Here is a 25,153-nt window from a genome sequence, read left to right as displayed (position 1 = left end):
TTTCATCTTTTAATCTTCAGCCACTTCTATTCCAAGGCTGGTAGCAATTCCAATTCGCAGACCCAATTGCTGGTATCCCCCATCGGTAAAAGATACAGCAAAGTCTAACCTAAAAGCCTGAAAGATACGGTCCATGGAATAACCCACTTCGTAATAATGAGGAGAAACCTCTGTTTTCAGATAATTAAAAAAAACATTTTCTCTGAGACCGGAAAAGCGCAGCAAAGGAAGCTGGGTGAGCAGAAACTTCCGGAACTGGTAATGGATAAATGCGGATACGTATGGATTGTTGGTGCTATACCGGTAGTAGTCGAGCAAGCGGTAAGCTCCAACGGGCTGAAGGCTGCTTAAAATGGTTTGATTACCGGGAAAATGCTGATAATCCATAAAATACATTTCACTGTTATTCAGGAAGGTGCCCCCGCGTAATTCAATGGCTAGATTCCCCCGCACGCCAAAGCTGAAGCCATGGATTACTCCTGCTTCTAAATGGTCAAAGTTTACTTTACTTCCTAAAACTCCTTTTATTCCTTTCCGGTATTTCAGCAGGAATTCAGGCGACTTGTCCCGCAATGGAATTTTGCGGCCATTGTACAATCTATACCTCTGAAATGGTCTGTAGCTAACTTCCGCTTCTAATATCAAGGCCTTGTGCTCGGGGAAGAAGGTAGTGATTACCTCCTGGTTAAGAGGAGCATTAGGGCTAAAAGCCCGTTCATCTTTATAAAAAAAGCTGTAGTTGGTATGGTTGAAAAGAGGGCTGCGATGGGCCCATTCCAAATTACCATAGAGCTTTAGCCATGAGCTTGGCTGATAATTATAACCCAGTAAAGCATACTGTTTCTCGAATATCTTTATATAATTTTGGCGAAACAGTAAAGTGCTTAAGGTATTCACGTACGGGTGGATAGGCTCATCCTCATTATACTGCTCAATAAAGCTTCCTCCTTCAAGCGATATACTCCATTGCCTGTTTCCCTTTTTGTGGCGGTAAGAGAAACCGGCTTTTCCATACAATTTCTCACTTGAAAATCCGTACCGGGCAGAAGGTGTAAACTCAATTCTTCTCCGGAGGCTGTCATATGAATGCCTGATGCGCAGCCCGGCACCAATATTTACCCCTTCCACAGTATTAAAATTTACGTGGGCGAGGGTGGGCTTAATTTTTAAGCTGGTGCGTGGTGAGAGGTTGTAGCTCCCTCCCAGCAGTATATCCTGTACCTTAAAATGGTTCTTTGGAATAACTCCGGCAGAATCTATCCCCGTGAGGCGGGCACTTTCGACCATTGAAAGTGAATCGTCGCGCCTGTAACCTTCCTGCTCCTTTTTACTTAGCGGCACCGGTCGGATACTTTCCCAGTATGCTGCCCCACGTTTAGCCGCGAGACTATCAATATGATAATTGCGCTCACTTACTACTTCAGGTTCTTTTCGCTCAGCCAGGGCTTCCTTTTCATATTTTTTAATGATTTTACGAAATTGCCTGCGGGTCATTCTTTCTTCGCTGCTGAGGATTTCAGCTATTTCATCCTTCTCCTCTACCTTTTCTATCTTTATGCCTTCCGGTACCTCTTCAATCTTTTCATCAATAATTTCTGGTTGAGCCAGCAAATCCGGGTTTAATTTTACCTGAAAATTGCTGGAGGAGGCCAGGTACCGGTAATCTATTTCAAAACCTAACATTTTGCCTGAAATTAAATATTGGTGGGTAACAGGCATCCAGGTAGCCGGGGCTACTTCGGCATAATTCTGTTTTACATGTATTTTAAAGCCCATCCTGCTGGTTTGTAAATCGAGGCTGTGGATGGCCCATAGGTCCTCTATAATATAAATGTACCCCTCAAACACCTGCTCCCCCCTGGACCGAGGGATTACTTTTATTTTATTAATTTGCAGCCCATCCTCTTCTGAAGCTCCTTCGTACCTAAAGCGATAATACGAAAATGCCCGCTGCGAAAGCGGAGATACTACCTCAGCTACTTCGTTCTGGTAAAAGGGTTGGGTAATAAAAAGGCTCGGGCTCGGCGACCCTTCATTACTGCCTGTAGAACGGATAGAAATTACCCTTTCCTCTATTTTGTTGGGCTGCTCAAAGAGAATTTCACTAACGGATTCGCTGGTGTAGGCTTCGTTTAGTTGTACGCCCTCTTTTTCAATCTTATTTTTCAGAAAGAAAGGAACATCTTTTAACTCACTGGTTCCCTTCATATATACAGTCATTTTATAGCTATCGTACTGCAAAAGGTGGTACTTCCTTTTTGCTATAGCTTTCCGCATTATGGTATAGGCAGGGTCTTCATTACTGGCCTTTGCCTTAACCTCCACCTCCTCTAATACAAAAGCCTGCTCTTCCAGGGTAAAGTGATGCTCCAGCCATTCATCCTCCAGTTCAAGCTGTACCTGAATGGGCTTATATCCAATATACTGGGCTAAAATGGTATACTTGCCTTTGGGTAGTTTTATTTCGAAAGCTCCATTTATATTGGTGGAGGCTCCATCTTTCAGTTCAAGTACATACAAGGAAGCAAAAGGCAGAGGCTCCCCTGACTGGTCTTGGATAGTTCCTCTAATTCCCTGGGCAGGCAGTGAATTAATTAAAAAAAGCAAAGCGGAGGTAAGTAAAAATATAGGCCGGTAAACCTGCAGCAATTTTTTTTCCTTAATGAACATCATAGAGGAGGAGCAAAAATTAATAAAGTCTTAATCTTCATCTTTTTCTCCGGAGCTTCAACAAATATTTCATCAGAGGCCACAGTAAAGGTTAACCGGTAAATAAACTTTGGTTCTTCCTGGCTGCTGGCTTAAAATCCTCCATCAGTACTCCTCAAAGATTTTTCTTTTCCCTCTTTTATTGTAAATGTACCACGTCCCGACTCTTTCTCCCTTTTTCCAGTAACCACTGTATTCCAGCCGCCCTTTTTTATCGTAATACCTCCACTCTCCATTTTCCTTTCCCCCAATAAAGTGCCCATGCTGGTGGAGTTTTCCATTTTCATAATAAAAGAACCACTCGCCAGCCGGAAAGCCTTCTATATAATCCCCTTTCTGCACCAGAACTCCCATCTCATTATAAGAAACCCAGACTCCCTCGTACAGACCTTCCTCATAGCGCCCTTTCCGGTGGAGCTGACCATTTGAATGGTAGTAGAAGGAAGAGTCCTGCAATAAATCCTCCTTGTAGTGTTCCCTTGAGATAAGCTCCCCTTCAAAACCATAGCGCAGCACCTCCCCTTCCAGCTCTCCCTGTTGATTTTGCTCTACTCCACTAAGGGTTCCATCGGGGTAAAAAAACTTCCATTGGCCCTCCCTTTCCCCATTTACCATCTGCCCGAAAGCCTTCAACTCTCCTCCGGAATAATAAAGGGTATCGGCTTCCTGTGCGAAGGCGGAAAAGGAATGCAGACTGCAAAGCAGCAAATAGTACAACTTCTTCATATATCAAAAACAAATCATAAACTAACACTATTATATCATTATTTACATCAATAACTTTAAAGTTTTGCTCAGGAACTGCCTGTTTATTTTCAGCTTCTTTTTACTTGCTATTCCTTTCGCTCATGGCCAGGTATACCCTGCAATAAGTGGAGCACGCGCAGCCGCATTAGGCCATGCCAGTGTGGGCCTCAGCGACATCTGGGCAATCCTGAATAATATTGGATCGCTGGCAGATGTGGAAGCACCTGCCGTAGCTTTTGGCTACCAAACCCGGTTTCAGTTACAGGAGCTCAGCACACTGGGTGCATTAATCGCCTGGCCATTACCAACCGGTGTATTAGGTGGCTCTGTTAGCCGTTTCGGCACCGGAATTTATAGTGTCCATTCTGCTGGTATCGGCTACAGCCACAAAATTAACTACATCTCAGTTGGCATAAAACTAAATTACCTTCAACAAGCAATTGAAACAGTAGGCAGCCATGGCAATTTTGTAGCGGAACTGGGCGGAAAAGCAATGCTCCTCCCTAAGCTACATTTTGCAGCACATGTGTATAACATCAGCCAGAGTCATGTTTCGCGAAGAAGCGAAGAACGGCTCCCAACCCTCCTTACGGCAGGCCTTTCCTATTTACCCTCCGATAAGCTGCAGCTCTACGTCCAGACACGCAAAAATGTGGAATTTCCCGCCCGCTTTTCTGCCGGACTGGAATATGCCATTATTCCTGCCCTTACAGTCCGCACCGGAATCCGTACCCGACCTGTGGAAGGTTCTTTTGGCTTAGGCTTTCAGATAAGAAGGCTGCACTTTAACTATGCTTAACAGCATACTACTACCATAGGCGTGGCTCACCACCTGAGCCTCCAGTATTTGTTAAAGAAAATGGTAAAGCCATGAAGGTCTTTCTCCTCTGTACTTTGCTCTTACTCCTCTCCATCCAGGCAGCTTCCCAGGACAGGCCTTTAGGGGAATCGGAGGATGTTCAGCGGCTGATTGAGCAGCTTTTCCCTGTTCCGGCTAATGATCTGCCATATGAGGATATTTATGAAGTACTGTTACAGTATTACACCCAGCCCCTTGATTTAAATAAGGCCACAGTCGAAGAACTTCAGTCCCTCTTTGTTTTGTCAGATGAGCAGATTATTCAGCTCCAAAGGCACAAAGAGCGTAATGGTCTTCTTTTAAGTATTTATGAACTACAGGCTATCCCTGGCTGGGATTTAACAACAATTTACCGAATACTACCTTTTGTAACGGTAAGTGAGGAGCCTTTTTTACGCTCCCGAAAGCCGCTAGTCCGCCGCATTCTCCAGGATGGTCAAAAAATGTTTCTCCTCCGAACCGAAAGAGTATTGGAACAAAAAGCAGGTTTCCTTCCCTCAGCTGATACACTCCCTCCAGCTTATTTAGGCTCGGCAAACAAAGTATATGCCCGCTTTAGGCTTAACCGCCCTCACGATTTCAGCTTCGGCCTTACCCTGGAAAAGGATGCAGGCGAGCCGGTTGAGTGGAATCCCCGGTTAAAACAATATGGAGCTGATTTCTTTTCTTTCCACGCCATACTGTACCGACAGGGCAATTTCAGTAAAATAGTGGTAGGCGACTTTCAGCTGCAATACGGCCAGAGCCTCGTTTTTGGCTCTGGCTTTAGCATTGGTAAAGGTGCAGAAACCATTACAACTATCCGGCGAAACAATACCGGCCTCAGGCCTTACACTTCTGTACTGGAAACCGGCTTCTTCCGCGGAGCAGGATTTACCTATACCCTTACTCCTGCTCTTGAGCTTACCACCTTCTATTCTTCGAGCCGGCAAGATGCCATCCTCGAACAGGAGGTTGAAGATGCCTTTTTTGGTTCTCTTCAACAAACCGGCTTCCATCGAACAATAAGAGAGCGGGAAGCCAAGGACAATATACGGGAGCAATCTGCAGGCGGGGTTCTGCACTATAAAAGCAGGAACAGGCGGTTCCAGATAGGGGCCACTACTTTGTATACGCACTTCAGCAAACCATGGCAACGGAAGCCAAGGCTGTATAATTTCTTTGAATTTAACGGGCAACAGAACCTCACTGGCAGCCTCTTTACTGAATACAGCTGGCAAAATTTTAATTTATTTTCCGAAGTGGCCATTAGCCAGAGTGGCGGCAAAGGAATGGTCGCCGGTGTTTTAAGCTCCTTACTCCCAGTGCTCGACTTTTCATTTCTTTACAGGAAATACGAGAAGAATTTTCACAGCTTCTACAGAACTGCTTTTGGCGAAGGAAGCCGCCCCATTAATGAAGAAGGGCTCTACTGGGGCCTTAAATTCCAGCCGAAGAGCTACCTCTGGTTTAGTGGCTATTTCGATAGTTTCCGTTTTCCTTGGCTACGCTACAGGGTTAACGCCCCCTCCGGCGGTTATGAATATATGCTGCGGGCAAATTACCAACCTTCCAGACAGTTATTACTGTACGGCCAGTTCCGGGAGGAGGTAAAGGCAATAAACAGCTCCGGGGAAAGTACCCTAAGACAACCTTTGCCCGGGACAAGAAGAAACTACCTGCTCAGCTTAAGCTTTTCCCCTTACGATAAACTGGATCTCCATTCCCGGCTGCAGTGGAGCAGCTATGCTCTGGATGAAAACATCAGTAACGGCTATGTGCTGGTGCAGGATGCAAGCTGGAAGTGGGGCCAGGTTCAATTGAGCGGCCGGGTAGCATTGTTCCAGACAGACAATTACGAAACCCGGCAGTATGTGTATGAGAAGGATGTTTTATGGGCTTTTTCTATTCCTGCTTATTACGGGAAGGGAATAAGACAGTACCTGCTACTGAGATACAAGCTCCACCGCCAGCTTAGCATTTGGTTAAGATGGTCCAGAACCACTTACCTGGACCGGGAGCAGATTGGCAGTGGTACAGAAAAGATTGATGGCTCAATGTTTCAGCAGCTAAAAGCACAAATCCGCTGGATGTTTTAACCGCTCCTGACGATTTTGTTTAAGAAACCATAGTACCCCTTTCACGTATTGATCATAAGCTCCAAAATCGGAACTTTTAGTTTGAACGATAAGAGCATATGATGATACATTTTTTACTATGACTACTGGAAACCCTTTTAACAGCACCGCAGCAAAGGTGCATAGTAACTATATTAACCCCCATCTTTCATCACTAGGTAGTCCGCAAAGGTCTGTAAGTATCCAGGAAAGCCAGAAGGTAGAATCACAACTCCGGAACTTTATCCTTGACAGAAATTTTCCCTGTCTTGCAGCGAAAGCTTCCTTCAACACCAATAGTTATCGTGTAGGAGTGTATAGAACATTAGGTGGCAAAAATTCTTCTCTTGGCCTCTCCCATGACCTTTTGCACTTTATTCAGGAACAGGAAAGGCTGGAAAGTGATTATACCTCTTTCTTAGCGGCTTTTCTTTCCCCTATTCCAGATTCAGAAAAAGAATTTGAACAACTACTTTGGAATCAGCTACAGGAACTTCACCGGCAAAGCAGCCGGTATTTTGAATGGGACAGCAGCGTTAGCCAACATCCCGATGACCCGGAGTTTAGCTTTAGCTTTGGAGGAACTGCCTTTTACGTGGTAGGGATGCACCCTTCTTCTTCGCGTAAGGCCCGTAGCTTTCCTTACCCTCTCCTTGTTTTTAACCCGCACCGGCAGTTCGAAGAACTAAAGCAGAATGGCACCTACAGTACCATGAAAGCTAAAATACGGGAGCGTGACCAGCAGCTGCAAGGGAGTCTTAATCCAATGCTTCAGGATTTCGGCGAAGGCTCAGAAGCAAAGCAATATTCAGGGCGCAATGTAGCTGAAGGCTGGAAGTGCCCTTTCCATCCTTAACCCTCTACTTCCTTATGTTAAAAGAAAAAGTACAGAAAATTCCGCCGCAGAGCGGCACGGCATTTAAACTTAAAAAAGGACAGTTCCTTTGGGTTTCCGACCCTGAAGGAGAACAGGTAGCGGATTTGTTTTGCTTTAACCTGCACGATAAAAAAGAAAGCCTCTCCGGAGGGCGGACCATCGATTATGCCAGTTCTGTTTTAATCAAAAAAGGTGATTATTTGTACTCTAACCGTAGCAATCATATGCTGCAATTAATAGAGGACACCTGTGGAAGACATGATTTTCTCCTCACTCCCTGTAGCCAGGAAATGTTTGTAAAGCTGTACGAACATAAGGGACACCACCCCAGCTGTTTCGAGAATTTATATACAAACTTTGCCCCTTTCGAAATAAGCCCCGATGCCATAGGCACCACATTTAACATTTTTATGAATGTGCAGTTCTCTCCGGATGGACAGTTAAGTGTAGACCCACCATTAAGTAAAGCTGGTGACTTTGTAGCTTTCCGTGCAGAAATGGATCTTATCGTCGGCCTGACTGCCTGTTCTGCCGGCCAGTCGAATAACTTTCGCTATAAACCTATCCATTTTGCTGTTCTGGATGATTGGGAAGGTTAGCATTTCTCTTTTGAGATGAAGAAAAAAGAGGCTGCTTCCATGGACGGAAACAGCCTCTTTTTTATTTCAGGTTTCTCCTATTTTATTCAATTACCAGCTCTTCCGTTTCAACACCGTTTCTGCTCTTTAAAGTTACCACATAAGTACCCTGAGCCAGCTTTGCACCTCTGTCAGAAGTTCCTGCCCAATCTACAAAGTGGCGTCCGGCGGTTACCCGTGGAAGAGACTTAATAAAGACTATTCTGCCAGCCGCATCAGCCACCTCAAGAGTGTAAGAGCCCGGCTTGAAAATATCGTAGCCTAAGGTGATACCTGTTGGTCCGGCTGCCGGATTCCTGAATGGAACATGAAGGTTAAAGCCTTGTTCTTGTCCCGTTTCTGCTGCTTCATCGCCTTTTAATACCAGCTGCTCAATTTCTAACTGCACTGGTTCTTCCTCCCACACGAAGCTTACATAAAGTACATTATTGTCAGCATCAAAATAAGCACCCGCTTCTGTATTGACAGCTTCCAGTGAAGAAAGCATCCGAACGGCTTCACCATTAATGCTTAAACTGGCAGGAGCATTTTCTACCCGCATCACCTGAAGCTGAATGAAACGTTCCTCAGGAGCACCTTCATAATCATCTCCTTCTTTGGTAAAAGTAACCACCGTTTTTCCTTCTTGGAGATTACCTTTAAAGTGAAGCAATTGAAATTCTTCCGGATCCGGGGTTTCTCCATCGTCGATATACATGGTATAATCAGAAACAGGATTGCTTTCGTGTGGGAAATACCTTACCAGCAGGGTATCTGTTAGAAACTCTGTTGTGTTCTGCATAGGGGGTGCCATTGGGATAAAGCTGCCTGCCCTTGCAAATAAAGGCAGTCTTTCCAGAGGAGCTTCTACATTTACAGAAGTATTTCCGCGATACACTTCATTGGTCCAGAAATCAATCCAGTTCCCATCGGGAAATACCACTGCCCGCTCCCGCTGACCAAGGTTAATAATAGGAGCCACCAGCATTTCTTCTCCCCAGTAATACTGATCATTGATGTTGACCAGGACCGGATCTTCAGGATCGTAGAAGTTCATAGGCTTAGCCAGTGGCAGACCTTCTTCGGTAAACTTCCATGCCATGGTATAGATGTAAGGCATCATACTGTAACGCAGTTGAATGTAGTCGCGTACAATGCTTTTATAAGGGTCTTCATAAAAAACAGGCTCCGGTGGTATACCGCCTGCACCGTGGGCTCTCATAATGGGCACAAACGCTCCGAACTGCAGCCAGCGGGCATATAACTCCGGCTGCAATCCTCCACCCGTAAAACCTCCAAGGTCGGAGTGCATATAGGCGATCCCGCTCATACTCATGCCCAGCATAATTGGGATTTGAGTTTGCAGGCCGCTCCAGCTTCGCTGAATATCGCCCGACCAGGGGAAGGTGGCATAACGCTGCATACCTGCATAGCCTGAACGGATAAGGTTGAATACCCGCTGATCAGGGAAATCGCGGCGGTAGTTCTCGTAAATAAACTCTGCCCACAACATAGAAAAAATGTTGTGTACTTCGAATGGCTCCCCTAATGCATGGCGCATACCGGCAGGATGATTTTCAGGTTCTCCTAAATCGCTCCACCAGCCTGATACTCCTTCTTCAATGCGGTCTTTATAAAATTCCCACATCCATTCCCGCGCTTCGGGTTTGGTAAAATCTATCAGACCGGCAGATCCGGCCCAAAAATCCTCGATCACATAAGGTTCTCCGGCTTCGTTGGTGACCAGCAATCCTTTTTCGGCCAGCTCCTCAAAATTGCCGGACTCTTTGGTAAAATAAGGTTCGGCAATAACAATGGTCTTAACGCCTAATTCTTCCAGATCTTCCATCATCTCTTCCGGCTCTGTCCATTTGGTTCTGTCCCAGTCAAGGCGTCCCATATCTCCTTCCACTCCAAACCAGTAAAGGTCGAGCACCAGGGCATCAATGGGGAAATCATCTGCAATTAATTTGTCAACAATTTCGCGTGCTTCTTTTTCATCTTTATAACCATACTTTGACTGGATAAAGCCAAGCGACCACAAGGGAGGTAGAGGCTGCTTTCCGGTTAAATTAGTATAGCTATCAAGCAATTCAGCATAGGAATCTTCAGCCAGCACATAATAACTGGCAGCGCCACCGCGGAAACGAAAATCAAGTACATCCTTTTCCGTAGCTCCTGCATCCAGGTTCCCGGCATAGTGGTTGTCGAACAGGATGCCATAACCACCAGAAGATACCACAAAGGGTACCGCTACATTTAGCACCGGAGCCCCTTTCGTATAACCATAATGGGCTTCGTTATAAATTTTAAGTTCATGCCCCCGCCGGTCGAAAGGAAGAGCCCTGGAACCTGTTCCATATAGTGCCTCCCTGGGTTTTAAATCAAAGCGGGCGCCAATAACTTCTTTCTGCTCATAGAAGCCGGCTTCTTCCGCAACAAGAGTATCGCCATCGGCCAAGAACTTTAACTGGAAGGGAGCCTTTTGCACAAATACATCGAGATAAGGGGCATCGTAGAGGAGGTAATTTTCTTTTTCGACCAGCTGAACAGGCATCTCTTTAGGCTCCATAATTACACTATAGCTGTCTTCCGATGGCTGATGCTCAGCAGTCAATAAGCTTACTTTTGTAATACCCTTGTCGTAAGCTGTAATGAGGATGTCGCCCTGGTCGGTTTTAACCTTCAGGGTATTATTTTCCATGGCATGCGACAGGTAATTTTTATCTACCAGCACAATTTCCTCCTCCACTCTCTGGCTTACATCCAGGAACAGGTCGTTGCCCTCTGCATCCTTTCCTGCAATGGAACCATCGGCATTACGAAAAACGAAGGCCAGCTGCTGAGCGCTTTCATTTTCAGGAATTCCATAGAACTCACGCGGCACAAAAGTAAACTGGTACTGGTTGTTAGCCAGTTCCTTCATCTTGAGGCGGGGCTCTCGCTTACCCCACTCCCCCTGTACGTACTTCCAGTCTGTAGTACCAGCGCTTTTGTCTGTAATAACCCCGGTATGGAGATATACATCGCCCTGGTAATCTTCCAGGGCTTTATTCCCCAGGGAGGCATTATACACAATGGTTACTTCGTCGTCCAGCGTAAATTCTGCCGGAGCCGCCGTTAGTATCTGTGCCAGGAGGCTTCCCGGCAACAGGCATAAAAGGATAAAGGCGGTAAATAGTCTCTTCATAAGAAAAAAATAGTTTTAGGTTGTTGTTGTAAACAGCTAAAATAAAGTATCTGTTGGAGAAAGTTAAATTTAGCTGCTGTTTAAACAAAAAAAGCCGGTCTGCAGAGGGCAGACCGGCGGTAAGGATGCGTTAGCGAACGAAATATTTTAATTTTATCAGGCAGTCTTTAGCTCAATAATGGTTATCTCCGGAAGTATACCAATGCGACCAGGATAACCTAAATAGCCAAACCCGCGATTCACATACAGGTACTGCTTATCCTGCTCATACATTCCCGCCCATTGCGGGTAAAGATACTGTGCAGGACTCCATTTAAAATTACCAAATTCTATGCCAAACTGCATACCATGCGTATGACCTGCAAACATAAGGTCAATATCTTTATATTGGGGAAGAACTTCCATGCTCCAGTGACTGGGATCATGTGAGAGCAGTAATTTTACCGAAGCATCTTCAGTTCCTTTATTAGCCTCGGCCAACTTCCCGTATTTTGGAAAACGTCCTTTCCCATAATTCTCCACCCCCAGAATAGCAATCGAATCGCCTCCTTCTGTAAGAATCTTATTTTCATTCATCATCAGGTTCCAGCCCAGGGCTTTATGCGCTGCAAACATATCGATCAGGTTCTGGCGCTTTGCTGCGGCAGAGGCCCAGTCGTTATAATCGCCATAATCGTGATTTCCTAAAGTGGAATACACCCCCAGCGGAGCCTTTACCTTTTCAAATATGTCAATATAATCTTTTACTTCTTTGGTTTCATTATTCACCAAATCGCCGGTAAAGAATACCAGGTCGGGCTTTTCGCGAAGGAGCATTTCCACCCCCCCTTTAACCGCTGTTTTATTAAAGAAGCTCCCACTATGGATGTCTGACAACTGCCCTATTCTGAGCCCATCGAAGTTCTTTGGCAAATTTGGTAGCCTCAGCGTATGCCTGTGAACGCGGTAATCGTGTGCTCCTGTTAATATACCCACTCCCATTGTAATGACCGGAACAGCGGTAGCCACCAGGGCGGTTTTAGCAAGGAACTCCGAGCGGGTAATGATATCTGCATCCGGTTTCGCTGCTACCCCTGTGGTTTCAGGTACATGGATGGTAGCCCCATCTGCTATACCCATTTTTATGCCTGTCCAATGCAATAATCGCCAGCCATCATCCATTAGCAAAAATAAGCTGCCAAACATTTTTGATACCACATGGGCAAACAACCACACGAGGGCAAACTGCCTGAAGAACTGGCTGTTTTCTTTTAAATCCGTCAGGTTGTACAGAAAGAAAAGCAGCAGGCTCAGGCCAGCCAGTACCCAATATAAAGTATAGATTCCCTTACGTAACGAAGGAGCGCTTTCATCGAGCAGCACACGTACTGCCTGGAAAACATAAAGGTCTAACAAGAAAATTACCAACGCCACTATTCCCAGAAAGAATATTTTATTCATCAACCTTTATTTTTTTATGTAAAAAGCTCCTGCCATTTGGAGCAGGAGCTTTCTTCTAACCAAAACTAAACTAAACAATTTTACCAATTCTGTATTTGAGCTTATCAGTCAGCAAATACATTACCGGAACAATCACCAATGTCAAGAAAGTAGCAAAAACCAGACCAAAAATAACTGTCCAGGCCATCGGCCCCCAGAAAATTGCATTATCTCCTCCTACATAATATTGCGGATCAAAATCCGACAGAAGGGTAGCAAAATTTACGTTCAGCCCGATAGCCAAAGGAATTAATCCCAGTACAGTGGTAATGGCCGTCAGCAGCACCGGGCGTAAGCGGGTTTTTCCTCCTTCAATAATACTGTTCAAAATTTCTTCGTAAGGCAGTCTTTCATCCTCCTGGAGCCCTAACTCTAATCGCCTTCTGGCTCTTACCAGATTCGTATAATCTATCAGTACAATCGCATTATTTACAACCACTCCGGCAAGTGAAATAATTCCGATGCCGGTCATAATTACCACAAAATTCATATTAAAGATGACCAGCCCCAGGAAAACCCCGATGGTACTAAATAGTACAGAGCACATAATAATGAACGGAGTAACAATGGAGTTAAACTGGGCTACGATAATCAGGAAGATGGCGAATACCGCTATCATAAGTGCACGCCCCAGAAAAGCCATCGATTTAGCCTGTTCTTCCTGCTCTCCACCAATTTTCACTTCATAACCCTCCGGTATATCCATATCGGCTATTAGTACCCGAATGTCTTCGACAATTTCATTGGCATTGGCTCCTTCATTTACGTTGGAGTAGACACTAATGACCCTGTCCAGATCTTTTCTCCGGATGGAACCATAGGTGGAGGCATATTCGATATCGGCTACTGCAGATATGGGGATTTCGCGCCGCTGCCCCTGGCTAGTCCGGAAAATGATTTTCTCGTTCATGAGTGCTTCCAAATCATAGCGGAACCGATCGGCCAGCCGTAACTGAATAGGGTATTCATCTTCACCCTCCTTAAAGGTGCTCACTTCCCGTCCAAATAAAGCAGTCCGCAACACCTGTGCAATGGTAGAGGTGCTAAGGCCAAAACGACGGGCTTTTTCTCGGTCGATGTGTACCATTAACTCGGGTTTACCAATTTCAAGGTCGGTATTCAGCTCTTCATAGCCTGTAATGCTACTGTTCTCGATGGTTTCGATGACCCGATCGGCTAAAGCAATGAGCTTTTCGTAATTTTCGCCACTTACCTCCAGGGCAATAGGTTTACCAACAGGCGGACCGTTGCGGTTTTTTTCTACCGTAATGACCGCTCCGGGATATCCACTTACTTCGTCACGGATCATTTCCATCAGCTCAGCTGTGGACTGCCCGCGCCTGTTTTGGTAATCTTCGAAAGAAACGGTGATTCTTGCTTTGTGTGGCGTTACCCCTCCCTGCGGACCTGCTCCCGGGTCGCTGGTACCTGCACCTACCTGTGCAACCACCGATTCCACCATATAACCATAAGGCTCCATTAACCTCATAATTTTTTGTTCCAGGTCTTTGGTAAACTCATTAGTAGCTTCAATGTCCGTTCCTATTGGTTCCTCTATAAAAACGTTTACATAGTTAGGTTCATTTACAGGAAAGAAATCTACCTTAGGCTGCCTTGCAAAGTATATGCCTATGGAGGCGAACAGCAATAAGATGGTGCCTGCAAAAAAGAGGTATGGACTCCAGCCTGTCAGGGCAAAGCTTACCATACGGCTGTAGCCATTCTCGAGGATAACCAGGAAGCGGTTCTGGAACCACTCCGTTGCAGGGTCCAGAAAATAAAGGTTTACAGGGATAAGAATAGCCAGCAACATCAAAAGATTTCCGACAGCCACACTTCCGAACAGGTAAAATACAAGGGCGACTACGCCAAAAGCACCTGCCCAAATCAGGGACTTCCGCTTTTTACGTGCCTCATCTTCCGGCAGCTTCATCAGCATAGCGGTAAGCACAGGGTTAATGACAAGCGCTACAAAAAGAGAGGAGGTTAAAACAATGATGAGCGTAATGGGCAGAAATTTCATGAACTCGCCAATTACCCCTCCCCAAAATGCAAGAGGTAAAAAGGCAGCCAGGGTTGTAAGGGTGGAGGTAATAATAGGCCAGGCCACTTCTCCTACCCCCTCTTTAGAGGCACGGAAGTTACTGTACCCCTCCTGCTTCAAGCGGTAAATATTTTCTACTACCACTATACCATTATCTACCAGCATACCCAGCGCCAGTATCAGGCCAAAAAGCACCATCATATTAAGCGTAACTCCTGCCAGGTTTAGTATGATAAAGGCAAGGAACATGGACATAGGAATGGCTATTCCTACGAAAAGGGCATTTCTGAGGCCCATAAAGAACATCAGTACCAACACCACCAGGAGTACCCCAAAGATGATACTGTTCTCAAGGTTTTCGACCTGGCTGCGGGTTTCCTTCGACTGATCGTTATTGATTGTGACACGCAGGTCTTCAGGAAAACGGTTGCGCTTTGCGTCGGCTATTATTTCTTTTATCTGGTCAGCTGCCTCCAGCAGGTTTTCTCCACTACGCTTTACCACATCTACGGTTACAACAGGGTCTCCGCTTTCACGGGCATAAGATTCCCGTTCGGCATAGGTATCGGTTACAGTCGCCACATCGCGCAGGTAAACAATATCGCCCCCTTCATTCTTTACCACGATATCTTCCAGCTCACTTACTTTCTCAAACTCACCTCTAATACTTACCGATCGGCGGAAATCGCCCATGAGCAGATTACCTCCCGACATACTAAGGTTTTCGGCGGAAATGGCATTGGCAATATCATTGAAGGTAACGTTGTTGGCTTCGAGCCGGTAAGGATTGGCATCGATCCTAATTTCCCGTTCAAGGGCTCCCCGAATGTCCACACTGCTGATTTCAGGCAGCTTCTCAATCTCATCTTCCAGGTATTCGGCATAGCTTTTCAGCTCATCGATGCCATAATCGCCGGAAACATTGATGTACATGATAGGGAAGTTTGAAAGGTTTACGTCCCTTACTTCCGGTTCAGTATCCAGGTCATCGGGCAACTCTGGTTTAGCCCTGTCTACGGCATCCTTGGTATCCTGCAGGGCCTTACTTACCTCAACATCTGGGTTAAACTCCACTGTAATGACCGAAAAGTTCTCGATACTGGTAGATGTAATCTCCTTTATACCTTCCAGCGATTTAAGCTCCTTTTCAATTGGCCGAGTTATAAGGTTCTCGATATCTTCCGGAGAGTTACCCGGGTAAATGGTATTGATATAAGTGGTAGGCAGTACAATTTCCGGAAAACTTTCCTTTGGCATAATATTGTATGCCATTACACCCATTATGGCAATTAAAACGGTCAGGATAATGATGCTGGTACGATTGTTTACTGCACCAGAGCTGAGACCGAACTCGCGCTTTTTATTTATCTCTTCTTGCTCCATTTAGCTTGGCTTCTACTTTGGTCTTTAATTAGCGGCTACAGTTTTATTCACCACCTTTACATTTACTCCTTCACTTACTTCCCGGAAACCCTCATTAACCAATACATCTGTTGCTTCAAGGCCGCTGCGAACCAGGGTTTCATTATTGTAGCTCATGCCTGTTTCGATATGCTTCTTTTCTACCACCGGCACCCCGTCTTTTTCGGCGACTACATACACATATTCTCCTTTTCTATCGCGCTGAATAAGGTGTGTTGGAATAACAATACCACCTTCCTGCTCAAAGTCCTTTACTTTCAGCACAGCCAGTAAATTAGGCTTAAGCAGTTTTTTATCTTCCGGCAGGCGGGCTTCAATCGTAAAGGTGCGGTTATCCGGGTTGATGACCTGACCCACTGCTGTAATCGAAGTCTGGTAGTTTTTGTCTAAGGATGGAAAGTAAATCTCTACGTTGTCGCCTTCGCTGAACTGCCCGATATAGGCTTCCGATACATCGGCTCTAATATACATGTCTTCGAGGCTCACCAGCCGAACCAGTGGGGTGCCCGGGCTAACCGTTTCGCCTTCGCGCACCATTACCTCCTCTATTGTACCACTGAAAGGGGCCACCTGCTGCGCCTGGGCCAGCTGAGCCTTCAGCGAATTCAGGCGATTTTGCAGAGCTTCCATATCTGCCTTCGCCTTCAGGAACTGTACTTCAGTGCCGATTTTCTGGTCCCACAGGTTTTTCTGACGTTCGAAAACTGCTGTTGCCAAATCTAACTGAGTCTGCACTTCGCTTATATTATTGCGGATGATATCTGCATTGATTCTTACTAACAGCTCGCCTTTGCGAACCTGCTGTCCTTCTTCAGCTGCAATATCTTCCACAGTTCCCATCATTTCGGCTCCCAGCAGCACGTTTTTTTCTGACTGCACATCGCCGGCCACTTCCACAAAATGCCGGAAGGTTTCCAGCTCAACCGGTAAAGTCGATACCAGTTGTGCCTCTCTAACCTGTGCATTAAAGGAAGGATCAAGGACGGCAATCTCTGCTTCCAGCTCACTTACTTCTGCTTTCAGGGCCTGCAGTTCTTCCTTTTTCTCTGAAAGCAGCTGTTTTTTTTCGCTCAGCTCGTCTTTTTCGCCACAGGAAAAGAGCAGCAATGAGAGCGCAAATACGGATAAGGATATTCTTCTATTCATGGTAGTTACTTAATGCTGTTTTTAATTGGTAGGGAAAAGAGTTCCGGTGGCTTTTTTATAGGCTACACGGGCCACAAGAGCATCGTAGAGCGCCTGAAAGTAATTTGTTTCAGCGGTTTTAAGGGCATTTTCAGCCTCTATTACCTCCAAGTTACTGCCAACTCCTTCCTGGTACTTTATTTTTGTAACCCTGTACACCTCTTCGGCCAGCGCCCGGTTTTCCTGCTGGGCATCCAGGGTTTGCAGACTGTTTTTGAGCACGATTCGGGCCTGCTCTATTTCCATTTCAATGGCGCTTTCCAGGTTCCGGATCTGGTTGTCTACCTGCTCCGCAATTAATTTTTTCCGGCGGATGGTATTCGCCTTCAGCAGCCCATCGAAAATTGGAACATTCAGGCTGATACCTACTGCTGCAAAGCGGTTCCAGGTGTGCGCTTCCACTAACACATCCTGGTCATTTTCATCTTTAATGTAGAAGTCTGGTGTTGCTTCGAATAACTGGCCAAGTTCAGGCTTACCGGCGTTCCATCCTAAATTTGCAAAGGCCGAAAGTGTAGGAAGGTATTGAGACTGGGTGTTTTTAATATCAAGCCCTGCCAGTTCTCTGGTAACCCTTAGCTGCTGGTATTCAATTCGGTCCGCAAATTCCACTTCCTCCTCTACAAGTTGAGGCACCTCTTCAAAGCTTTTAATGTCCTGCGCCAGTTCAATTGGCAGGTCAAGAGGCAAACCCATTTGAAACTTCAGAGCATTCATATTAATTTCCAGGGCCCGCTGCACATTATTCAGCTCCGCTTCCAGGTTATTGAGGTTTACCTGTATTCGCTGTACATCAATGGCTTCGACAAAGCCCTGCTCATTCATGGCTTTGGTTTCGGTGTATAAAGACTCCAGCCGTCCAAGGTTCGCCTTTAGCAGTTCCAGCCGCTCCTGTGCCACCAAAACTCCATAATACGCCAGTGCAACCCCTTCCGCTACATCTGTTTTCGCTTTTACCACATCCTTCTCCGCCAGCTCTTTAAATACTTTAGAAGCTCGCAGTCCTACAAAATAAGACCCGCTGAAAATAAGCTGCGTAGCATTTATCGACGCACTTGACTGGTAAGGAATACCAAACTGTACAGGCCGGTAAGCTCCTTCAGGTGCTGTTGGGTCAAAGGCCCTGAGCGGCAAAAAGGAGGTAGCGATTTCTGCATTATAGGTCAGGTTCCCTGAGCCGGTTATTTGCGGAAGTCCCTGGGCAATCGTCTCCCCTATCTGAGCCCTGGCAATGCCTTCGTTCAGAACTTCATTTTTAACCGCCACATTATTTTCAATAGCATAGGCGACGCACTCTTCCAGTGTAAATACCTTTGGCGCTGCCTGCTGTGCTTTTAACGAAACTGCTATTCCAGTGAATAACAGCAGCATTAAAAGTGGTTTAAAGTGTCTTTTCATTATTGGTTTCAGTAGAGTTTTCATAATTTGTCAGCAATTCCCGCCCTTTATCGGTAATTATACCGGCTACAAAATGCCGGAGAAGCTGCATTTGCACTTCTGTAAAGTCAAAATGTTTGCGTGGAAACAGATTTTCATCAAACGACATCTGGATTTGTTCCATCCGCATAATGCCCAAAACTTCCGGATCAATATCTGCCCGGAAATAACCTTCGTCCATTCCCTTTTTCAATGTTTTGACCATGGACTTCAAAAAGACCTCCTGCTTATAATGCATAAATATTTTCCACCCCCTGGGAAAATACTTTTTCAAATCCTGCATCACACCAGGGTTTACCGCATCTATATGCTGGCGTAACTGCTTGCTCAGCTTCACCAGGTATTCAATTACGTTTTCAGCCCCTTCTTCCAGCTTTTGAATATCGTGGCATTCCCGCTTTAAATGTTGTTCTGTTACACAGCATACAATTTCATTTTTGTCTTTGAAGTACTGGTAGATAGTCTTTTTTGAAATAGCCATTTCCCTGGCTATATCGTCCATGGTTATTCGTTTAAAACCATAGCGCAAAAACAGTTTTTCGGCTGTATCAACAATATTTTCTTTAATTTCCACCCGTTATCTTTCTTTCGTTTTTCCGGGCGCAAAACTATGGAAACTATTTAGTTATACAAAGTTTCCATCATGAAGCTTTCATTAATTTTGATGAATTTTTCTTATTGAGGATAAGCGGTTAAATTTGATGAGTAGCGAACATTTTTTATGAACACCCGTCAGTTCCATTTTAAAGAAGCAGTTTTACATTTTGGGGTATATCCCGGAGGCAAAAAAGTCCTGCTGGCTTTCCATGGTTTCGGGCAGTCGCAGGGCCACTTTAGCAGCATGGCCGCTGCCCTGGCCAAAGAGTATACCCTTTACAGCTTTGACCTTTTTTACCATGGCAGGAGCCTTTGGCCTGATAGCCGGCAGCCCATCAGCAAGGATTTCTGGAAGGAAATGATGGAAGGCTTTCTAAAGCAGGAAGAAATAGAGCAGTTTTCACTCATTAGCTTTAGCCTGGGCGGAAAGTTTGCCCTTGCTACCTTCGAAGCCTTCCCCCAGAAGACGAAAGAGCTTTTCCTGATTGCACCGGATGGCATCAGCACTTCCTTCTGGTATAACATGGCCACTTATCCTTCCTGGGCACGAAATTATTTTCTTAAGGTAGTGGAGGAGCCGGAAAGCCTGTTTCGCCTCTTCAGGCTCTTTCGTAAATTCCAGCTGATCGACAAAGGCATCTTACGCTTTGCCGAATACCAGATGAGCAACCGGCACCAGCGCGAGAAGGTATATAACAGCTGGGTTATGAGCCGGGCATTACGCTTTGATATGACACAAATAGCATCCCTCATTAACCGGCATAAGGTAAAGGTAAAAATGTACCTCGGCCGCTATGATAGGCTGATGACAGAGCGGAATATGCAGAAGCTGCTACGCCACCTGCATGATTATGAGCTGGAAATACTCAATAAAGGTCATTACATGCTGATTGAGGATGTAGCGCGCTTCATCCGGAATAACCGCTAATTACATGCACTTCCTTATTGCCCCGGATAAATTTAAAGATGCACTCAGCGCCCGCCAGGCAGCGGAAGCACTGCAGGAAGGGATACTTGCCGCCTTCCCCTCCGCCACCATCACACTTCTCCCTCTTGCAGATGGAGGGGAAGGAACTGCTGCTATTCTTACTCACCTGCACAAGGGGAACTGGATGGAGACAGAGGTAAGAGGTCCATCCGGTAAAAAAATTACGGCCCGTTGGGGCTTTGCTCCGCAGCAGAAGGAAGCGTATCTTGAACTGGCCAGCGCCTCTGGTCTGCAGCTCCTTTCCTCCGAAAAACGGAATCCACTCTACACCTCTACCTACGGCACAGGGGAGCTAATAGCAGTTACCCTTGAAGCAGGAGCACAAAGCATTATCCTGGGGCTCGGCGGCAGTGCCACTAACGACGGTGGTGCAGGAATGGCAGCTGCTCTTGGCTTTCGCTTCCTGGACAGGAAAGGGCAACCAATCCAACACCCAAACGGAATGCGCCTGAAAGATATTCACCATATCGATAGCAGCCATACAAATCCACTGCTAAAGAGTTGCACAATAACTGCCGCATGCGATATCCAACATCCACTTTTAGGCCCTTCTGGTGCTACTTATACTTTCGCCAGCCAGAAAGGCGCTAAGGCCGAAGATCTGTTATTACTGGAGGCGGGCATGGAAAACCTGGCCAGTGTGGTGGAAAGAGATTTGGGGAAAAGTATTCGCAGCTTCGCAGGAGGTGGTGCTGCCGGAGGAACAGGCGCCGGTGCTTTTGCATTTCTGAATGCAGAGCTGGAAAGCGGCGCTGAATTGATTCTGCAGTCCAGTGGCTTTAAACAGCAGCTTCAGCAAACGGATTGGCTCATCACAGGCGAGGGACAATTTGATGATACCAGCCTTCAGGGAAAAATTACCGGCAGAGTATGTGAGCTCGCCAACTCCCGAAACATCCCTACCCTTGTCTTCTGCGGAAATAGCAGTATTCGGGAGAAAGAAAGTTATCCTTTAGGTGTAAAAGAAATAATAGTTATATCTGCACAGGAGAAGAGCCTTTCAGCCGCGCTTCTTCAGACTGAAAAGAATCTTAAGCAAGCGGCTTATAAATATTTTACTTCAAAAAAGTAAAGCTGCCGGAAAGCAGCTTTACCAAAATTTAGTCCAGGAGTTTTTACTTTTACAATTCTCCCAACACTACCAGCACCGAGTAAATAGCTCCTGGTAAGAAGAAGAGCAGGGTCAGCAATAAGCTAATCCAGAACTTTTTATTAATTTCTCCCTGGTGAAGAAAAACAGCCAGGGGAGGAATAAGAATGGCAAGTATAATCAGCAGCGCCATGTTTTCATCGATATCTGTCTGCTCAATTCCAAACTCCTCAGCCCGGTCATACAGATACTCCTTATCGGTCGAAAGCCTTAACTGCCGGATTTCGCGGCGCAAAGCCTTTTTTTCTTTTCGGCTCATATTTTCCAGCCGTTCATGTACCTGCCGCAAAACCTCCTGCTGCTGTGCTTTTGTATCCTCCACCTCCGGAAAATCTTTAATCCCCGACAAAGCCGTCAAAGCCCGGGCTGCCGGTAGAGCATCACTTTGCACATCTTCTGCGCCACTTTGCAGGCCCACCTCCTTTTCTAAAACAGTAAGAGGAGATTCCTGCTGAACAAGTGCATTTGATGGAGCTCTTGATTCTTGTTGGTGAGCGTAATTTGGCGGATTTGAAGCCTGAAAATGAGCTCCGTATTCCGGAGAACAGGCATTAAAAAAGGCACCCAGACAGAAGAAGCTGAGCAAGCGAAGAAAGTAATTTTTTGTCTTCATCATCAATAGGTTTAAAATATTAGAATTGCGGGTAAAAGAATTGCCTGTATAACCCATAGAAGCCATTAAAGTTAAATTCTTCTTTGCATTGGTACAACCAGAAAATTACGGAGGTTACCTTAACAGGATTTTAGGTAAATTCTCTTAGTTTTGCAGCAGCATTTACCAAACCTTCAAAACCGTGAGCGACCAAAGCACCCCACTCGAAACGGCCAAAAAACTTGGCCTCCTCGAAGAAGAGTATCAGAAAATAAAAGAAATTCTGGGCCGCGAACCCAACTTTACCGAACTGAGTATTTACTCAGTTATGTGGTCGGAGCACTGCTCTTATAAAAACTCCATTGTATGGCTAAAGCAATTACCTAAAGACTCACCGCGGATGCTGGCCAAAGCAGGCGAAGAAAATGCCGGGCTTGTAGACATCGGAGACGGCCTAGCCTGCAGTTTTAAAATAGAATCGCACAACCACCCTTCTGCCCTGGAGCCTTACCAGGGAGCTGCTACAGGCGTAGGCGGTATAAACCGCGATATTTTTACCATGGGCGCCCGCCCCATTGCCCAGCTCAACTCTTTACGCTTCGGTAATCTTAAACTTGATAAAACAAAATGGCTGGTAAAAGGAGTGGTAAAAGGCATTGGTGACTACGGCAACGCCTTTGGCATCCCTACTGTTGGAGGCGAAGTAATGTTCGACGAATCCTATAATGTGAATCCACTGGTAAATGCCTTTTCAGCTGGTATTGTCGAAACCGGAAAAACAGCTAAGGCAACGGCCTATGGCGAAGGAAACCCTGTGTTTATTGTAGGTTCTGCCACCGGAAAAGACGGGATACACGGAGCTGCCTTTGCTTCCAAAGACATTACGGAGGACTCAGCCAAAGACCTCCCGGCCGTACAGGTGGGAGACCCTTTCCAGGAAAAACTTTTACTGGAAGCCACGCTGGAAGTAATTGCCACCGGCGATGTAATTGGCATACAGGACATGGGCGCAGCCGGCATCATTTGCTCTACCAGCGAAATGAGTGCGAAGGAAGGTGCCGGCATGGACATATGGCTCGACAAAGTACCCACCCGGCAGGAGAATATGCTTCCATTCGAAATTCTGCTTTCTGAAAGCCAGGAACGGATGCTGGTAGTAATTAAAAAAGGAAAAGAAGCTGATATTAAGCGGATTTTTGACAAATGGGACCTCAACTGCGAACAGATTGGGGTGGTGAACAACAGCGGCATTTTACGCTTCCACCAGGGTGGCGAAATGGTGGCCGAAGTTCCGGCCGAATCGCTGGTGCTTGGTGGCGGCGCCCCGGTTTACCAGCGCGAATATAAAGAGCCTGCCTATTACCAGGAATTCAAAAAGTTTAACATTGAGCAGATTGAAGAGCCAGCAGATTTGAAAGCGGTAGCCAAACACCTGCTCACTCACCCAAATATTGCCTCTAAGCGCTGGATTTCTGAGCAGTACGACAGCATGGTAGGCACCAATACCACTACTACCAACGAGCCTTCCGATGCTGCCGTGGTAAGAATAAAAGGAACTGACAAGGCTATTGCTATTACGGTCGACTGTAACAGCCGCTATGTAAATGCCGACCCGGAGCAGGGCACTGCCATCGCGGTGGCAGAATCGGCCAGAAATATTGTTTGTGCCGGCGGAGAACCATTAGCCATTACCAACTGCCTGAACTTTGGCAACCCTTATGTACCGGAAGTTTACTGGCAGTTTGTTGGAGCTATTAAAGGGATGAAGAAAGCCTGCGAGAAGTTCCAAACACCTGTAACCGGTGGCAATGTTAGCTTCTACAACCAGTCGAGCGACGAAGGGCCTGTCTTCCCTACCCCAACTATTGGTATGCTGGGCCTGCTGGAAAAAGTCGACAGCAAAATGACCCTTGATTTTAAAACGGCCGGAGACCTGATTTACCTGATCGGTAATGCTAAAAACGATATCGCCAGCTCAGAATATCTATACAGCTATCATAAAGTGAAAGCCTCTCCTGCTCCTGCTTTCGATTTGGAAGAAGAGTATCAGTTGCAACAAAGCATCAGGCAGCTCATTCAGCAGCAGCTAATTCAATCGGCGCACGATGTGGCAGATGGAGGACTCTTTATCACACTGGCAGAATCTGCCTTCCCGCGAGGCTTAGGCTTTGAGGTAAAGACGGATAGCAGCTTCCGCAAGGATGCTTTTCTTTTTGGCGAGAGCCAGAGCCGGGTAGTGGTATCGGTAAAGCCGGAACAGCAAAAAGCTTTTGAAGAAAAGCTACAGCAAAGCGGCTCACCCTTTACCCTCCTGGGCAAGGTAACCGAAAATGATAACTTTGTCATTGATGGGGAAAGCTACTTTGGCTGCCGGGAAGCCCATAACCTTTCCGAAGGGGTACTTCCAGGCTTCCTGAGCTAAAAACCCTTTTATTACCTATAAACACCTGTCTTCTCCGGAAGGCAGGTGGTTTTCTATTGCCAACAGACAAATTCCTTCCAACCACCTGGCTTAGGAGCCGAAACCTTATGGAGGAAGACAGAAAAAGAAAGAATCCTTAGCGGAGCACTTTATGATGCTACTGACCCGCAGTTATCGACTGAAAGAAGACACTCCAAGACTTCTCCTAAAACTGTTAAAAGGTTCAGCCAACAATGAAACTGCTTTAAGAAAGTAACTTATCGGGCAACGCTTCGGAAAAGCCGGTAAAGACCTTTGGTTTGAGCCGCTGCTCTCCTGCGATTATGGAAGCACCATAAGCCTTGGCGATAAGGTTTGATTGCGTGGTACTGGGTGTAATGCCAGTGGAAATTGGCGACCATGTGCTAAGAACAAATCTATACCACCATCCATCCGCTCAACTGGAATGAAAAAAAAATGGCGAGGAATCGGGGAAGGCGATTTCCATCGGACCAGATCCATGAATTGGGGGCGGGTGCATTTTTTGTCCTGTCGTTACCACTGGAGTGCGCGCTGTAATTGGTGCAGGGAGTGCGGTTTCTAAGACATTGAACCGGACGTTTTTACCGTCTGGAGCCCCTGCCGGCCCATAAAGCCATTGCTCAGTTAAAAAGACTTGTTAATGGATTCCTCAAAATTTTTGAAACAACCCTCTACCATTACAAAAACATTTCCCTACTCTTCCACCACCAGAAGACATTCC

The 25,153-nt window shown here is 46.0% G+C and carries 16 protein-coding genes; 7 read left to right on the top strand and 9 right to left on the bottom strand.

Features of this window, described 5'->3' with window-relative positions; genetic code table 11:
- Nucleotides 1-9: 9 nt before the first annotated feature.
- Nucleotides 10-2,607, bottom strand: coding sequence for a DUF5686 and carboxypeptidase regulatory-like domain-containing protein (locus F752_RS0117055; RefSeq protein ID WP_236614024.1), 2,598 nt, complete (start codon nt 2,605-2,607; stop codon nt 10-12).
- A gap of 207 nt (nt 2,608-2,814) precedes the next feature.
- Nucleotides 2,815-3,435 (bottom strand): toxin-antitoxin system YwqK family antitoxin, encoded by a 621-nt coding sequence (locus F752_RS0117050; protein WP_152425179.1) that lies wholly within the window; start codon nt 3,433-3,435, stop codon nt 2,815-2,817.
- Between the two features lie 64 nt (nt 3,436-3,499).
- Here F752_RS0117050 and F752_RS0117045 point away from each other — a divergent pair, with 64 nt between their 5' ends.
- From F752_RS0117045 to F752_RS0117030, 4 genes are all read left to right on the top strand, one after another.
- A complete protein-coding gene (locus tag F752_RS0117045) occupies nt 3,500-4,255 on the top strand; it encodes a PorV/PorQ family protein (protein ID WP_017732961.1) in 756 nt (251 codons plus the stop codon).
- Between the two features lie 71 nt (nt 4,256-4,326).
- Nucleotides 4,327-6,393 carry a ComEA family DNA-binding protein gene (locus F752_RS0117040; protein WP_017732960.1) on the top strand — a complete coding sequence of 689 codons (2,067 nt, stop codon included), beginning with the start codon at nt 4,327-4,329 and terminating at the stop codon, nt 6,391-6,393.
- Between the two features lie 118 nt (nt 6,394-6,511).
- Complete coding sequence (gntA, locus tag F752_RS0117035) at nt 6,512-7,267, top strand: guanitoxin biosynthesis heme-dependent pre-guanitoxin N-hydroxylase GntA (RefSeq protein ID WP_017732959.1); 756 nt, start codon at nt 6,512-6,514, stop codon at nt 7,265-7,267.
- A 14-nt stretch (nt 7,268-7,281) separates the two neighbouring features.
- A complete protein-coding gene (locus tag F752_RS0117030) occupies nt 7,282-7,887 on the top strand; it encodes a DUF1989 domain-containing protein (protein WP_017732958.1) in 606 nt (201 codons plus the stop codon).
- A gap of 82 nt (nt 7,888-7,969) precedes the next feature.
- On the opposite strand, the gene F752_RS24450 is transcribed toward F752_RS0117030, so the two are convergent.
- From F752_RS24450 to F752_RS0117000, 6 genes are all read right to left on the bottom strand, one after another.
- The gene (locus tag F752_RS24450; protein ID WP_017732957.1) at nt 7,970-11,095 is read right to left on the bottom strand and encodes a DUF4961 domain-containing protein; all 3,126 of its coding nucleotides are present in this window, start codon (nt 11,093-11,095) and stop codon (nt 7,970-7,972) included.
- A 156-nt stretch (nt 11,096-11,251) separates the two neighbouring features.
- Nucleotides 11,252-12,535: a metallophosphoesterase gene (locus F752_RS0117020; RefSeq protein WP_017732956.1), complete on the bottom strand. Its 1,284-nt coding sequence runs from the start codon at nt 12,533-12,535 to the stop codon at nt 11,252-11,254.
- A 70-nt stretch (nt 12,536-12,605) separates the two neighbouring features.
- Entirely contained in the window at nt 12,606-16,001 is a 3,396-nt protein-coding gene (locus tag F752_RS0117015; RefSeq protein ID WP_017732955.1) for an efflux RND transporter permease subunit, read from the bottom strand.
- A gap of 24 nt (nt 16,002-16,025) precedes the next feature.
- Nucleotides 16,026-17,186, bottom strand: coding sequence for an efflux RND transporter periplasmic adaptor subunit (locus tag F752_RS0117010; protein ID WP_026135810.1), 1,161 nt, complete (start codon nt 17,184-17,186; stop codon nt 16,026-16,028).
- 21 nt (nt 17,187-17,207) lie between these two features.
- Nucleotides 17,208-18,596: a TolC family protein gene (locus tag F752_RS0117005; protein ID WP_040664806.1), complete on the bottom strand. Its 1,389-nt coding sequence runs from the start codon at nt 18,594-18,596 to the stop codon at nt 17,208-17,210.
- Between the two features lie 10 nt (nt 18,597-18,606).
- Nucleotides 18,607-19,236, bottom strand: coding sequence for a TetR/AcrR family transcriptional regulator (locus F752_RS0117000; protein ID WP_017732952.1), 630 nt, complete (start codon nt 19,234-19,236; stop codon nt 18,607-18,609).
- A gap of 147 nt (nt 19,237-19,383) precedes the next feature.
- Between F752_RS0117000 and F752_RS0116995 the strand changes: the two genes are divergently transcribed.
- Nucleotides 19,384-20,187, top strand: a complete 804-nt coding sequence (locus F752_RS0116995; protein ID WP_017732951.1) for an alpha/beta fold hydrolase — start codon at nt 19,384-19,386, stop codon at nt 20,185-20,187.
- A gap of 4 nt (nt 20,188-20,191) precedes the next feature.
- Nucleotides 20,192-21,319: a glycerate kinase family protein gene (locus F752_RS0116990; protein ID WP_017732950.1), complete on the top strand. Its 1,128-nt coding sequence runs from the start codon at nt 20,192-20,194 to the stop codon at nt 21,317-21,319.
- Nucleotides 21,320-21,368: 49 nt separating this feature from the next.
- Here the strand turns inward: F752_RS0116990 and F752_RS26685 are convergent, their stop codons facing one another.
- The gene (locus tag F752_RS26685; RefSeq protein WP_236614023.1) at nt 21,369-22,013 is read right to left on the bottom strand and encodes a YqaE/Pmp3 family membrane protein; all 645 of its coding nucleotides are present in this window, start codon (nt 22,011-22,013) and stop codon (nt 21,369-21,371) included.
- Nucleotides 22,014-22,191: 178 nt separating this feature from the next.
- Between F752_RS26685 and purL the strand changes: the two genes are divergently transcribed.
- A complete protein-coding gene (gene purL, locus F752_RS0116980; protein ID WP_017732948.1) occupies nt 22,192-24,411 on the top strand; it encodes a phosphoribosylformylglycinamidine synthase subunit PurL in 2,220 nt (739 codons plus the stop codon).
- The last annotated feature ends 742 nt before the right edge of the window (nt 24,412-25,153 follow it).

It is taken from the genome of Nafulsella turpanensis ZLM-10 (assembly GCF_000346615.1).
In the GTDB taxonomy this organism is placed as follows: Bacteria; Bacteroidota; Bacteroidia; order Cytophagales; family Cyclobacteriaceae; genus Nafulsella; species Nafulsella turpanensis.
The sequence above is the reverse complement of the archived record's forward strand: the minus strand, read 5'-3'. Positions and strand labels throughout refer to the sequence as shown.